This window comes from Thermobifida alba (assembly GCF_023208015.1).
Classification (GTDB): Bacteria; Actinomycetota; Actinomycetes; order Streptosporangiales; family Streptosporangiaceae; genus Thermobifida; species Thermobifida alba.
Genome location: NZ_CP051627.1, coordinates 4,699,586 through 4,713,550, shown reverse-complemented (window position 1 = coordinate 4,713,550; position 13,965 = coordinate 4,699,586). Strand labels below are relative to the sequence as shown.

10 protein-coding genes are annotated in these 13,965 nt (G+C 72.1%); 2 read left to right on the top strand and 8 right to left on the bottom strand.

Annotation, left to right across the window (positions count from 1 at the left end; genetic code table 11):
• Positions 1-459 precede the first annotated feature (459 nt).
• Positions 460-1,644, top strand: coding sequence for a thioester domain-containing protein (locus FOF52_RS21080; protein ID WP_248591625.1), 1,185 nt, complete (start codon positions 460-462; stop codon positions 1,642-1,644).
• A gap of 166 nt (positions 1,645-1,810) precedes the next feature.
• On the opposite strand, the gene gatA is transcribed toward FOF52_RS21080, so the two are convergent.
• The 7 genes from gatA to mnmA all read right to left on the bottom strand — a co-directional run bounded on the left by gatA (position 1,811) and on the right by mnmA (position 11,152).
• Positions 1,811-3,307, bottom strand: a complete 1,497-nt coding sequence (gatA, locus tag FOF52_RS21075; RefSeq protein ID WP_248591624.1) for an Asp-tRNA(Asn)/Glu-tRNA(Gln) amidotransferase subunit GatA — start codon at positions 3,305-3,307, stop codon at positions 1,811-1,813.
• Positions 3,304-3,603 (bottom strand): Asp-tRNA(Asn)/Glu-tRNA(Gln) amidotransferase subunit GatC, encoded by a 300-nt coding sequence (gene gatC / locus FOF52_RS21070; protein ID WP_248591623.1) that lies wholly within the window; start codon positions 3,601-3,603, stop codon positions 3,304-3,306. The genes gatA and gatC overlap by 4 nt, the downstream gene beginning before the upstream one ends.
• Positions 3,604-3,645: 42 nt before the next feature.
• Positions 3,646-5,748: a putative bifunctional diguanylate cyclase/phosphodiesterase gene (locus FOF52_RS21065; RefSeq protein WP_248591622.1), complete on the bottom strand. Its 2,103-nt coding sequence runs from the start codon at positions 5,746-5,748 to the stop codon at positions 3,646-3,648.
• 336 nt (positions 5,749-6,084) lie between these two features.
• Positions 6,085-8,280 carry an NAD-dependent DNA ligase LigA gene (gene ligA / locus FOF52_RS21060; protein ID WP_248591621.1) on the bottom strand — a complete coding sequence of 732 codons (2,196 nt, stop codon included), beginning with the start codon at positions 8,278-8,280 and terminating at the stop codon, positions 6,085-6,087.
• 16 nt (positions 8,281-8,296) lie between these two features.
• Positions 8,297-9,325, bottom strand: a complete 1,029-nt coding sequence (locus FOF52_RS21055; RefSeq protein WP_248591620.1) for a methionine synthase — start codon at positions 9,323-9,325, stop codon at positions 8,297-8,299.
• A gap of 117 nt (positions 9,326-9,442) precedes the next feature.
• On the bottom strand, positions 9,443-9,961 hold the full coding sequence (locus FOF52_RS21050; protein WP_248591619.1) for a DedA family protein: 519 nt from the start codon (positions 9,959-9,961) through the stop codon (positions 9,443-9,445).
• Between the two features lie 108 nt (positions 9,962-10,069).
• Positions 10,070-11,152 carry a tRNA 2-thiouridine(34) synthase MnmA gene (mnmA, locus tag FOF52_RS21045; RefSeq protein ID WP_248591618.1) on the bottom strand — a complete coding sequence of 361 codons (1,083 nt, stop codon included), beginning with the start codon at positions 11,150-11,152 and terminating at the stop codon, positions 10,070-10,072.
• A 113-nt stretch (positions 11,153-11,265) separates the two neighbouring features.
• On the opposite strand from mnmA, the gene FOF52_RS21040 reads away from it, so the two are divergent.
• The gene (locus FOF52_RS21040) at positions 11,266-12,420 is read left to right on the top strand and encodes a DUF695 domain-containing protein (protein ID WP_248591617.1); all 1,155 of its coding nucleotides are present in this window, start codon (positions 11,266-11,268) and stop codon (positions 12,418-12,420) included.
• 89 nt (positions 12,421-12,509) lie between these two features.
• On the opposite strand, the gene FOF52_RS21035 is transcribed toward FOF52_RS21040, so the two are convergent.
• Positions 12,510-13,682: a cysteine desulfurase family protein gene (locus FOF52_RS21035; RefSeq protein ID WP_248591616.1), complete on the bottom strand. Its 1,173-nt coding sequence runs from the start codon at positions 13,680-13,682 to the stop codon at positions 12,510-12,512.
• Between the last annotated feature and the right edge of the window lie 283 nt (positions 13,683-13,965).

Here is a 13,965-nt window from a genome sequence, read left to right as displayed (position 1 = left end):
CACTCCGTGGAAGCCCGCAGTTTGACATTCTTCGATCCCACGTCTTCGCAGTTCGGAGCGGGAGACGAAAAACCGGAACCGGTTCATCGGCCAATAGCACTCCACCGCCTGCGCCACAAGAGCCAAAAGCTCGTCCGGAATTTTTTCCGCTCCGCCTTGGAAAGATCGGATAAAGATCGCTATTATCTGGCGGTGCGGTGATCGACCGCCTGGCGCCTCCGGTGTCGGTGTGCTGGCGAACGACGACTGACGTCACACGCAACGACAACCACTGTCCTTCTACTCCAATCGGACGCCCCTACCGAGACATCGGGCACCGGACCGCCCCTCTGGCGTGATCCCCGCGCGAGCAGTCGCCGCACGCAGCGTCCCGCGCGGCTGGACCGCCTGTCCACCCCCTCAACAACTCTGGGATACGACTTGTTGACCACAGATTCTTCCTTCCGCCCCCGTCACGGTGTGCGGCGTGCGCTGATCACCGCCGCCACCGCCACGACGGCCGCGTTCCTCGCCTTCGGCATGTCGGCCGCCCCCGCCCTCGCCGAGCCCACCCCCTACTCCGGCGGCGCCGACGCCAAGTACACGGGCAACGCCGAGAGCGGCCACTCGCTGAAGTTCGACCGCGGCCGGGTCGGCACCACCCTGTTCGAGCTGACCTTCACCGACGGAAACAAGATCTCCGCGTACTGCATCGACTTCGAGACCCCCATCCGCGGCGGGGCCAAGTACGTCGAGGGCGACTGGAGCGAGTACCCCGGCGAGGGCGAGTTCGCCAGCTCCCAGCCCGGCAAGGTGCTGTGGATCCTGCAGAACGGCTACCCCGAGCTCTCCGCCGAGGAACTGGCCGAGAAGTCGGGTGTGGCGGGGCTGAGCAGCAAGGACGCACTCTCCGCGACCCAGGCCGCCATCTGGCACTTCAGCAACGGCGTGAACCTGACGAAGGACAACCCCAAGAAGGTCCGGGACCTCTACGCCTACCTGCTGGAGAACGCCACCGAGATCGAGCAGGCCCCCGCCTCCCTGGCGATCAGCCCGAACGAGGCGTCCGGCGAGTCCGGCGGCCCCATCGGCGAGTTCACCGTCTCCACCACCGCCGACTCGGTTCCGCTGACCCTGAACGGCCCCGAGGGCGTCCAGACCGTCGACCTCGACGGCAACCCGGTGTCCCAGGCCGGCGACGGCGACCAGTTCAGCGTCCTGGTCCCGGAGGGCACCGAGGACGGCGAGGCCACCGTCAGCGCCTCCGTGACCGCGACCGTCGAGATCGGCCGCCTGTTCCAGGGCCTGCCGGGCGACCCGAAGACCCAGACCCTCATCACCGCGGACGAGTCCTCGACCGAGGCCAGCGCCGAGGTGAAGGTCACCTGGACCGCTCCCACGGCCCCGCCCGAGGAGCCCACTCCGACCCCGACCACGCCCGAGGAGCCCACTCCGACCCCGACCACGCCCGAGGAGCCCACTCCGACCCCGACCACGCCCGAGGAGTCGCCGAAGCCCACTCCCCCGGCTGACGACAAGCCCGGTCTGCCCGTGACCGGTGCCGCGCTGGGCGGTCTGATCGCCGCCGCGGTCGTCGCGGTCGGCGGTGGCGGCACCGCGATGTTCCTGGCCCGCCGGCGCAAGAGCAACGCCGACGACGCCTGATCCGCTCCGCCGGCCCGGCCGGTGACGCGGGTTGAGCCCCGGGGGCCCCGCCGCTGATGCGGCGGGGCCCCCGTCGTGTCGGCGGGCTCCCCGGCCGGGGAGCCCGCCGACACGACGGCGCCCCCGGGGAGATCCCCGGGGGCGCCACGGTATCCGCGTCCGGCCGTCAGACCGCGTAGGAGCACCGGGACAGCAGGTCGCCGCCCCACCGGTCGCGCAGCGCCGCCTCCACGGCCGCGCCCACCTGGTAGGCGCGGTCGTCGGCCAGCGTCGGCGCCATGATCTGGAGCCCCACCGGCAGGTCGTCCTCCGGGGCGAGCCCGCACGGCACCGACAGCGCCGCGTTGCCCGCCAGGTTCGTCGGAATCGTGCACAGGTCGGCCAGGTACATCGCCATCGGGTCGTCGGTGCGCTCGCCCAGCCGGAACGCCGTCGTCGGCGTGGTGGGCGAGACCAGCACGTCGACGTGCTGGAAGGCCGCGTCGAAGTCGCGCTTGATGAGCGTGCGCACCTGCTGGGCCGAACCGTAGTAGGCGTCGTAGTAGCCGCTGGACAGCGCGTAGGTGCCCAGGATGATGCGGCGCTTCACCTCCGGCCCGAAGCCCTCGGCGCGGGTCAGCGACATGACCTCCTCGGCGCTGCGGGTGCCGTCGTCGCCGACCCGCAGGCCGTAGCGCATCGCGTCGAAGCGGGCCAGGTTGGACGAGCACTCGCTGGGCCCGATGATGTAGTACGCCGCGAGCGCGGCGGTGAAGCTCGGACAGGACACCTCGACGACCTTGGCGCCCAGGGACTCCAGCAGCTCGACCGCCTCGGTGAAGCGCTGGAGGACACCCGGCTGGTAGCCCTCGCCGGACAGCTCCTTGACCATGCCGATGCGCATGCCGGAGACGTCGGCGCGCCGGGCCGCCTCGACCACCGGGGGAACCGGCGCGTCCACCGAGGTGGAGTCGCGCGGGTCGTGCCCGGAGAACGCCTCGTGCAGCAGGGCCGCGTCCAGGACGTTGCGGGCGAACGGGCCCGGGGTGTCCAGGGAGGAGGCGTAGGCGATCACGCCGTGCCGCGAGGAGCTGCCGTAGGTGGGCTTGACCCCGACGAGGCCGCACACGGCCGCGGGCTGGCGGATGGAGCCGCCCGTGTCGGTGCCGGTGGCCAGCGGGGCCTCGAACGCGGCCACGGCGGCCGAGGAGCCGCCCGAGGAGCCGCCGGGGACGCGGTCGGTGCTCCACGGGTTGCGGGTGGGGCCGTAGGCGGAGTTCTCCGTGGAGGACCCCATGGCGAACTCGTCCATGTTGGTCTTACCGAGGATGACGAGTCCGGCGTCCCGCAGGCGTTCGGTGACGGTGGCGTCGTAGGGCGGCTGCCAGCCCTCCAGGATCCTGGAGGCCGCGGTGGTGGGCATGTCCTTGGTGGTGAACACGTCCTTGTGGGCGACGGGCACCCCGGCCAGCGGGCCGAGTTCCTCGCCCGCGGCGCGCCGGGCGTCCACCGCGCGGGCCTGGTCCAGCGCCTTTTCGGCGGCAACGTGCAGGAACGCGTGGATCTGGCCGTCGACCGCCGCGATCCGGTCCAGGTAGGCCTGGGTGGCCTCGACCGCGGAGGTCTCCCCCGAGGCGATGGCCGCGCCGAGTTCGGCGGCGCTCAGCCTGATCAGCTCGGTCATTCTTCCTCCCCCAGGATCTGCGGCACCCGGAACCGGCCGTCCTCCACCGCTGGGGCCTCCGCCAGCGCCTGGTCGTGGTCGAGACCGGGCCTGACCTCGTCAGGACGGTAGACGTTGGTCAACGGCAGGGCGTGCGAGGTCGGCGGGACGTCGCCCTTGGCGACCTCCTGCACCTTGGCCACAGCGGAGATGATCACATCGAGCTGGGCGGCGAGCTGGTCGAGCTCGTCCTCGGGCAGCGCCAGCCGCGCCAACCGGGCGAGGTGCGCGACCTCATCGCGGGTGATGGCGGACATGGATTGCAAACCGTTCCTTCGGCAGATTCGGACAGGTCAATCCTATGGCTGCCGCGGGGTGGTCGGTGGTCTCACGCCGCTCCGGGGCCAGGCCGGGCCGGCGTGGCCCGTCGTCGGAGAGGTCTCCAGGCCGCCGTGTTCGAGCAGCCATCCGGTGACGGCTCCGGCGTCCAGCGGCGGGGTGAAGTACCGGCCCTGCGCCGCGTAGCAGCCCAGGGAGCGCACGGCCGCGGCCTGTTCCGCGTTCTCCACCCCCTCGGCGATGGCGCGCAGCCCCAGGGCGTTCATCAGGTCCACGGCGGCGGCCACGACCACCTTGCCGTCGGAGTCGTCGGTCACGTGGCGGACGAACGACCCGTCCACCTTGACCTCGGTGACCGGGAGCCCGTTGAGCCGGGCCAGGGTGAAGTAGCCGGTGCCGAAGTCGTCCAGGGTCACCGCGACACCCAGTTCCGCCAGGGCCACGATGACGGGGACGACCGCCTCGGCGTCGGAGACCAGGACGCGTTCGCTGATCTCCAGCCGCAGCGCCCTCGGCTCCAGCCGGTGCCGCCGCAGCCCGGCCTCGATGCTCTCGGGCAGGGTCGGGTCGAGCAGTTCCCGGGCGGACAGGTTGATCGCCACCGGGAGCGCGATGCCCTCGCTCCACCAGCGGGCGGCCTGTGCGCAGGTCTGCTCGATGACCTCGTGCGTGAAACTGCGCATCAGGTAGGACTGCTCGATCATGGGGACGAACTCCTCCGGCGGGAGGACGCCCCGGCTGCTGTGCCGCCAGCGCACCAGTGCCTCCAGCGCCACGACGCGTTCGTCGTCCAGGGAGACGATCGGCTGGTAGAACATCTCCAGCTCGCCCTCGATGAGCGCGCGGCGCAGTTCACCGAACAGGCTCAGCCTGGCGGTGGAGTTGCGGTCCTTGTGCGGGGCGTACACCTCGACCCCGGTGCGCTGCTCCTTGGCCACGTACATGGCCACGTCGGCACGCTGCATCAGCAGTTCGAAGTCGGGGGCGTGGTTGGGGTACAGCGCGATGCCGATGCTGGCCTCCAGGTCGAAGTCCATGCCGTCCAGGCGCATCGGTTCGGCCAGCGCGACCCGCAGCCGGGCGGCGACCTCCCGGGCCGAGGCGGTGTCGCGGATCTGGGGCAGCAGCACCGCGAACTCGTCGCCGCCCAGCCGCGCCACCAGGTCGCCGGGGCGCACGCTGTGGGTGAGGCGGTGCGCGACCGTCTGCAGCAGCCGGTCGCCGGTGGGATGGCCGAGGGTGTCGTTGACCTCCTTGAAGCGGTCGAGGTCGAGCAGCAGCAGACCGACGCGCTGCCTGCGCTCCTGGGCCTCGACGAGCGCCTCCTGGGTGCGCAGGATCAGCAGTTTGCGGTTGGCCAGTCCGGTGAGTTCGTCGTGGTTGGCCTGGTACTCGCGTTTCACCGACAGCGAGGCGCTGCTGTACAGCGCGGCCAGCGGGAAGAAGAACAGCGGGACCAGCCAGACCGAGTGCGCCATGGCGACGACCACCAGCGGCGCCAGGCTGAGCAGGACGCCGGCGACGAAGAGGCGGTAGCCGAGGTCCTTCGTCAGCACCCGGTGCAGCGGGGTGCGTTCGTGCATGGCGACCGCGCACTCGACCAGGAGCAGGTTGGCGACGAAGTAGGCGCCCGCGGCCAGGACGAGCACCACCAGTCCGACGCCCTCGGGCACCCAGGGCACCAGCGGGGAGCGGGGGTAGGCCAGCTGGATGACGGCGTCGGCGACGCCGAAGCTCAGCGTGTACTGGGCGATGTTGAAGGCGATGCGGTGCGGCGCGTGGCCGCGGGCCGCACCGGCCAGCAGGGAGCCCACCGCCTGGGCCAGTCCGGCGACCGGCAGCCCGTAGTAGATGACGAGGGCGAAGGCGAAGGGCAGCGAGGTGGGGGCGCTGCCGCCCGCGGGCCGTTGCGCGGCGATGGGACGCAGTTCGCCGATGATCACCATGCACAGCAGGACCCACACGAGCGGCTCGGTAGCGAACACCTGGAGTCGGTCGGCCCCCAGCCAGATCAGGGACACGACGAGGAGAACGCAACCAGCCACCGTGGTACTGGCAAAGTACAGCCACAGCGGCGTCCCGACCCGGGGGCCGACATCCCGGGTGCTGTTGGGATCTTTCATGACGTCCTCGGGATGGTTCATGGAACGCGCGGACGGCTGAGTTCCCCCTCCGCCCCCTCGCGCCCCGCACGGGTTCTGACTCGACGGTTCCGGCCATCCCCCATGGCCGGAAACGGTCGTGAACGGCTTGTACCGCTGCTGGTCAGCTTACGCCGTTTCGTCACGAGGTGTCGCCGGTCGCAGACTTTAGGTAAACCGAAGACCGCTGCGGACAAGCCCCTCCCTCCACGGCGGCACCGGCTGGGTGATCTTCTGAACGCGTATCGTATTACTTCACTGGCCAGGTCAAACCGGCCCCCGGGAGTCCGGGGGCCGGTTTGTTCCGAAAAGGACGGTTCAGTCCTCGGGGGTCTCCCCCACGGCCAGCCGTGCCGCCGTGGCCGCTTCCGGCCCCTGGGTGAGCAGCACCCGGAACCCCGCCTCGTCGAGGACCGGCACACCGAGCTTGACAGCCTTGTCGTACTTGCTGCCGGGGTTCGCGCCGACCACCACGAAGTCGGTCTTCTTGGACACCGATCCGGTCACCTTGCCGCCGAGTTCCTGCACGGCCTCCTTGGCCCCGTCCCGGCTGTAGTCCTCCAGCGAACCGGTGACGACCACGGTGACGCCGTCCAGCAGCCGGGGGCCCTCGTCGGCGCCCTCCTCCGCCATGCGGACCCCGGCGGCCCGCCACTTCTCGACGATCTCGCGGTGCCAGTCGACCGCGAACCAGTCGACGATGGAGCGCGCGATGGTCGGGCCGATCCCGTCGACCGCCACCAGCTCCTCCTCACTGGCCTGGGCGATGGCGTCCAGGGAGCGGAAGTGGCGGGCGAGGTCCTCGGCCGCGCGGGGGCCGACGTGCCGGATGGACAGCGCGACCAGCACCCGCCACAGCGGGCGCCGCTTGGCCTCCTCCAGCTGCTCGAACAGCTTCTCGACGGTCTTCTTCGGCTCGCCCTTCTGGTTGGCGAAGAAGGTCACCACCTTGGGCTCGCCGGTTTTCGGGTCGAGTTTCGGCTCGGCGGTGTCGGGGTCGAGGACCAGGGTGCGGATCGGCAGCAGCTGCTCGACGGTGAGGTTGAACAGGTCGCCCTCGTCGCGCAGCGGCGGCTCGGCCGGTTCCAGCGGCTGGGTCAGGGCGGTGGCCGCCACGTAGCCCAGCGCCTCGATGTCGAGGGCCTTGCGTCCGGCGATGAAGAACAGCCGTTCACGCAGCTGCCCCTTGCAGTAGCGGGTGTTGGGGCAGCGCAGGTCGACGTCGCCCTCCTTCTGCTGGCCGAGCGGGGTGCCGCACTCGGGGCACTCGGCGGGCATCACGAAGGGCCGCTCGGCCCCGGTGCGCTTGTCCAGCACCGGCCCCACGACCTCCGGGATGACGTCCCCGGCCTTGCGCACCACCACGGTGTCGCCGATCAGCACGCCCTTGCGGGCCACCTCCTGGGCGTTGTGCAGGGTGGCGAACTCGACCTCGGAGCCGGCGACCCGCACCGGCTCCAGCACCGCGTACGGGGTGACCCGGCCGGTGCGGCCCACGCTGGTCTTGATGTCGAGCAGCGTGGTGGTGACCTCCTCGGGCGGGTACTTGTAGGCGATCGCCCAGCGCGGGGCGCGGCTGGTGGAGCCGAGGCGGCGCTGCAGCGCGACGTCGTCGACCTTGACCACGACGCCGTCGATCTCGTACTCGGGGTCGTGGCGGTGCTCGGCGTAGTGGGCGATGTAGGCGCGGACCTCGTCGAGGCTGGAGACCACCCTGGTGCGGTCGCTGACCGGCAGCCCCCAGGCCGCCAGCATCTCGTAGGACTGCGACTGGTGGGTGAAGGCGACCCCGCGGTGCGCGCCGACGCCGTGCACCAGCATGCTCAGCGGCCGGGAGGCGGTGACCCGCGGGTCCTTCTGCCGCAGCGACCCGGCCGCGGCGTTGCGGGGGTTGGCGAACGGCGGTTTGCCCTCGTCGGCGAGCCGGGCGTTGAGCTCCTCGAACGCCGTGGCGGGCAGGAACACCTCACCGCGCACCTCCAGCAGCTCGGGCGCGGGGTGCACGGACTCGTCCAGGCGGAGCGGGACCGCGTCGATGGTGCGGATGTTGAGGGTGATGTCCTCGCCGACCCGGCCGTCCCCGCGGGTGGCGGCGCGCACCAGGCGGCCCTTCTCGTACACCAGGTCCACGGCCAGGCCGTCGATCTTGAGTTCGCACAGGAACGCCTCGACCGGGACCTCGGCGCCGACCCGGTGCGCCCAGGCCGTCAGCTGCTCGTCGTCGAACGCGTTGTCCAGGCTCTGCATCCGCTCCAGGTGCTCGACCGGCGCGAACTCGTTGCTGATGGGGGCGCCGGCCTTCTGGGTGGGCGAGTCCGGGGTGACCAGCGACGGGTACCGGTCCTCCAGCTCCCGCAGCTCCGCCATCATCCGGTCGTACTCGGCGTCGGAGACGATCGGCGATCCGAGGTAGTAGCGGTAGCTGTGGTCGTCGAGGTCCTGGCTCAGCCGCGCGTGCCGTTCCCGCACGTCGGCGGGGATGTCGTCGGCGGGGGTCGGGTGTGGTGCGCTCACGCACGCGTCCTTTCGTTCACTGCCGGGCCCGCGGCTCCTCGCGCAGCACCCGCGCTGCCTCGCGGCACAGGTCGAGTGCGGCACGGGCATGGCCCGGCGAAGCCCCGGCCAGCCCGCACACGGGGGTGATGACCACGTCGCGGGTGGCCTGTTCGGGGTCGAAACCGATCCGGTGCCACAGTTCACGTACTGGTTCGACAGTATCGACAGGGGGTGACAGCCGCCGGTCGACGGCGGGGACCACGCCGAGCAGGAGGCCCACCCCAGACTCCACCGCCACCCCGAGGGGCTCGTCGGACTCGCGGGTCAGGTGGGTGGCGTCGAGGCTGAGGGCGCGCGCCCCGGAGCGGCGCAGCAGGTCGACGGGGACCCGGGGGGCGCAGCAGTGCGCCACGGGATGGCCTCCCGCGTCGCCGATCGCGGTGAACAGCGCGCGCAGCCGCTCCTCGACCACGACCCGGTCCACCGCGCGCAGCCGGCCGTAGCCGCTGGCGGTGGGCACCGATCCGGTGAGCACGGCGGGCAGGGACGGCTCGTCGACCTGGACGAGCAGGTCCGCTCCGGGCACCCGGGCCCGCACGTCGGCCAGGTGCGCGAGCAGCCCCTCGACCAGCGACTCGCACAGGTCCGCGACGGCCCCGGGGTCGGCCAGCATCTTCTCGCCGCCGCGCAGCTCCACCGAGGCGGCCATCGTCCACGGCCCCGCCACCTGGATCTTCAGTGGTCCGGTGTACTCGGCGGCCTGCTCCTCCAGGGCGTCCAGGTCCCAGGAGAGGAAGCTGCGCGCCCGCACCAGGTCGCGTCCCGCGCGCTGGGTGACCCGCCACCCCGAGGGCTGCACCTCGACGGGCAGTTCCACCAGCAGTGCCCCGGTGCGGCCGATCATGTCGGCTCCGGCGCCCCGGCCGGGCAGTTCCGGCAGGTGCGGCAGGAGGGGGAGTTCCCCCAGGACGGTGCGGACGGCTTCGGCCGGGTCGGTGCCGGGCCAGGACCCGATTCCGGTGTAGGACCCCGGCTGCCAGGGGTGGCGCTGCTGCTCGTTCACGAGGCATCAGACTAGACGACTCACGCCCGGGAACCGCGACGTCCGGGTCCTCGGGGCCATGCTCGACCGCGGGGCATGGCCCTGCGGACACGATCACCGACGGCGGGCGCGGCTCCGCTACTCCGCCGGGGCGGTCGCCGGTTCCGTCCGCCCGGTGCCGGCGGGCTCCTCGGGCGGCCTGCGGCGCCGCCACGCGACGAAGGCCGCGGCCGCGGCGAGGACCAGGACCGTGGCGGCCGCGGCCAGCCACGGCGAGTGCAGGAACAGCCCCCACCAGGCGGCGAGGACCGCCATGCCGCCGAGGCTGTAGATCGCGGCCCAGGCCAGGCAGCCCGGGAACATCGCGGCCAGGTAGCGGGTGAAGCGCATACGCATCGCGCCGGAGGCGAGGTTGACCGCGGTCTGGACGCCGACCGTCAGGAAGCAGAGGGTGACCGCGGGCGGGCCGAACCGGTTGATGAGGTTCTCCGCCCGGGCCAGGCGGGGACCGATGCGCCGGCCGATCCGGGAGCGGTGCACTCCGGCGCCGAGCCCCCGGCCGAGCCAGTAGGTGGCCTGTGCCCTGGCGAAGACGATGCCGAGCAGGGAGAGGTAGACCACCCAGAACGGACGCCCCTCCAGGAACTCGTACGGCACCGCAACCCTCCCTACACTCGGGAGAACTATGCTATGCCTTACCTAACTTGAATGACAGAGCCGGAGGAAAGGAACATCCGGGACTTTTGACATGGTCCGCCCGGCGGTTCAGCCCACCGCTGCCCGTTCCGCCCGTGAGGTGGCGGCGATCGTCGCCGACCCCATCACCACGTCGCCGTCGTAGAGCACCGCGGCCTGCCCCCGGGCCACCCCGGTGGCGGGCGTGTCGAGCAGGATCTCCACCTGTCCGTCGTGCTCCCGGGCCCGGCAGGAGTACACCTCGCCGTGGGCGCGCAACTGGACGGTGAACGGCGTCCACTCCCCCGGCGGCTCGCACCCGGACCACACCGGCCGCTCCCCGACGATGCGGTCCACCGCCAGCGCCTCGCGCGGTCCCACGGTCACCGTGTTGCTCACCGGCTCGATCGACAGCACGTACCGGCGGTTGGGCGCCCCGCTGAGGTTGAGCCCCCGGCGCTGGCCGACGGTGAAGGCGTGCGCGCCGTTGTGCTCGCCCACCACCTGGCCGGTCTCGTCCACGATGGGACCGGGGGCACTGCCGAGCCTGCGCTCCAGGAAACCGCTGGTGTCGCCGTCGGCGATGAAGCAGATGTCGTGGCTGTCTGGCTTCTCGGCCACGGCCAGGCCCCGGCGCGCGGCCTCGGCGCGGACCTCCGCCTTGGTGCAGTCGCCCAGCGGGAACATGGAGTGCGCGATCTGCTCGCGGGTGAGCACCGCCAGCACGTAGGACTGGTCCTTGGCCGCGTCCACGCTGCGCCGCAGCCTTCCGTTGTCCAGCCGCACGTGGTGCCCGGTGCACACCGCGTCGAAGCCGAGCGCCAGCGCCCGCTCCAGCACCGCCTGGAACTTGATCTTCTCGTTGCACCGCAGGCACGGGTTGGGGGTGCGTCCGGCCGCGTACTCGGCGACGAAGTCCTGGACGACGTCGCGGTCGAACTCCTCGGCCATGTCCCAGACGTAGAACGGGATGCCGATCACGTCGGCGGCCCGGCGCGCGTCCCGGGAGTCCTCGACGGTGCAGCAGCCGCGCGCACCCGTCCGGTAGGACTGTGGGTTGGCCGACAACGCCAGGTGCACGCCGGTGACGTCGTGCCCGGCCTCGACGGCGCGTGCGGCGGCCACAGCGGAATCCACGCCGCCCGACATGGCGGCCAGTACTCGCAGAGTCATAGCGGTTCCAGCCTAAGCGCTCCCCCGGACCGCACCCACCCATTCGGCGTCCGCAACGCGGCGGCACGCCGCCCACGGCCGGAAGCACCCGGGGACTCTGCGAAAATCGAGGTATGGCTCTGTTCCGTCGCCGCCGCTCAGCCGACTCCGAGTCCGCCGTCGCCATCGACGACTTCTGGTCCGCCTGGACCGACGTCCGCGACGCCCTGGCCTCGTCCGTGGACGAAGGGGCCCCCGTCGCCGCCGAGGCTGCCCAGCGCCTCGACGAACGGGTGCGGCGCATCCACCCCTCCCTGTCCTGGGAGGTGTCGCGCGCCCCCGAACCGGGTCCCACCGACCTGGCCTCCCTCGGCTCCCTGGACAGCCCCGAGGCGCTGCTGGCCAGCCTGGAGGACGAGCCCGCCTCGGCGCGTGCGTCGTACGCGCTGACCCTGCGCGCCGGGGCCGACGACGAGGCCCGCGTCCTGGCCGAGCGCTGGTACCGCGCCGCCCCCGAGGACGCCGACTGGGCGTTCTTCCCCGCGCGTCCCGCCGACCACGCCCAGCTCACCCGGGCGACGACCTGGGACGACCACGAACTCGACCTGGCGCACACGTCGGTGTCGCTGCGCGTGGACCACTCCAGCGGACAGATCGAGGTCGGGGTCTACCACCCGGACTTCATGTTCCTGCCGGAGGAGACCCGGCGCGAGGTCGCCGAGCACGTGGTGCTGCTGGCCGTGGGCGAGGACGACCTGGTGCGCTGGATCGGCTCGGTGCACCCGCTGGTGGAGAAACCGCTGGACCCGCTGCCGCCGACCTCGATGCCCTCGGTGGTGCGGCAGCTGTCCGGGATGGGCGGCGGAGGCGGCTGGGTGACCCTGCAGGGCCGGATTCCGCTGCGGGGGGCGCTGCAGTTGTCGGCGCGCTATCCGCTGCACCGCCGCGACTACCCCGCGCTCACCCTGTACGCGCAGGTCATGGTCTCCTACGCGGAGACCGACGAGGACCGCCTGCCCACCGGGGCGTCGGCCTCGGCGCTGGAGGCCTACGCCCTCGGGCTGCGCGAGATGCTCGGCTCCAACGGCGCGCTGTTCGCCGTGCAGACGGTCGGCGGCCAGCGGGTCCTCCACTTCTACCTGGACCCGGAGTCGGGCATCCTGCCCGAGTTCGAGAAGGCCGCCCGGGGCTGGTCGGAGGGCCGGGTGTTCGTCACCAGCGCGCTGGACCCCGAGTGGCGCACCATCGACCAGATCCTCAAGCCCATCCGCAAGCAGTTGGGGCGCTGAGCCCCGCCGGGGCGCCGCGCCGCCGGCGGTCCGGTCCCCGGAGCCGTTTCCGGCCCTCCCGATGACGTCGGGACCAGGGTCGTGGCCGGTCAGCTCCGGCGGCGGGCGCGGGCCTCCCGCGCCCGTGCCACGGCCGGGCCGATGGCCTCCGCCAGGGCCTTGACGTCGGCGGAGGTGGAGCCGCGGCCCAGGGAGAAGCGCAGCGCCTCCCGCGCGGTGTCGGGATCGGCGCCCATCGCCAGCAGCACGTGGCTGGCTTGGGAGACCCCCGCCGAGCAGGCCGAACCGGTGGAGCAGCAGATGCCCTGGGCGTCCAGCAGCATGAGCAGGGCGTCGCCCTCGCAGCCGGGGAAGCCGAGGTTGGCGATGCCCGCCAGGCGCTCGGCGGGGTGGCCGTTGACCCGGACGTCGGGGACCGCCGCGCGCACCGCGTCGACCAGTTCGTCGCGCAGTGCCGCCAACTGGGCCGCGTGCTCGGCGCGTTCGGCGACCGCCAGGCGCACCGCGGTGGCGAAACCGCGCAGCAGCGGGGTGGTCAGCGTCCCGGAGCGGACGTCGCGTTCCTGGCCGCCGCCGTGCAGCACCGGCACCGGGTCGACGCCGCGGGCCAGCAGCAGCGCCCCCACGCCGACCGGTCCGCCCAGTTTGTGCCCGGTGACAGTGAGCGCCGACACCCCGCTGGCGGCGAAGTCGACCTCTTCGACGCCCACCGCCTGCACCGCGTCGGTGTGGAACCAGATGCCGTGCTCGGCGGCGACCGCGGCGAGTTCCGCGACCGGCTGGACGGTGCCGACCTCGTTGTTGGCCCACATCACCGAGACCAGCGCGACGCTCGCGGGGTCGCGTTCGATCGCCGCGCGCAGCGTCTCGGGGGAGAGCCGCCCGCAGGCGTCCACGGGCAGCTCCTCGACGAGCGCGCCCTGGTGGTCGGCCATCCAGTGGGCCGGGTCGAGGACGGCGTGGTGCTCAACCGCGCTGACCAGGATGCGCCGCCGCGCCGGGTCCCGGGCGTGCCGCGCCCAGTACAGGCCCTTGACCGCGAGGTTGTCGGCCTCGGTGCCGCCGCTGGTGAACACCACCTCGTGCGGGGTGCAGCCCAGGGCGTCGGCGAGGGTCTCGCGGGCCTCCTCCACCACCCGCCGGGCCTGCCGCCCGGCTCCGTGCAGGGAGGACGCGTTTCCGAGAACGCCGAACCCGTCCGTCAGGTCCGCGAGCACCTCGGGACGCACCGGAGTCGTGGCGGCGTGGTCGAGATAAACCATGACTTCTCCAGGATACGGCCGAGAGCCGGACGGGGGGTTTTCGACCTCATGGCGGACGGCAGACCCCGCGGGCTGTTCCGTTCGACCAGGTTTCCGGCCTCCCCTCCCCGGCGTACCGCTGCGATCGCAACGCGTTCGGCTTCCCCGTGCCACCACACCGATGTCCTGACGAGCCCCGACGAGTGCTCTGAAGGGCCGATGACGGCACACCTGAAGTCAATTTGACAACCGAAAACCGGTTTTTCTCCTCAGGCGAAATCTGGAACTCCATCCGAATTCACCA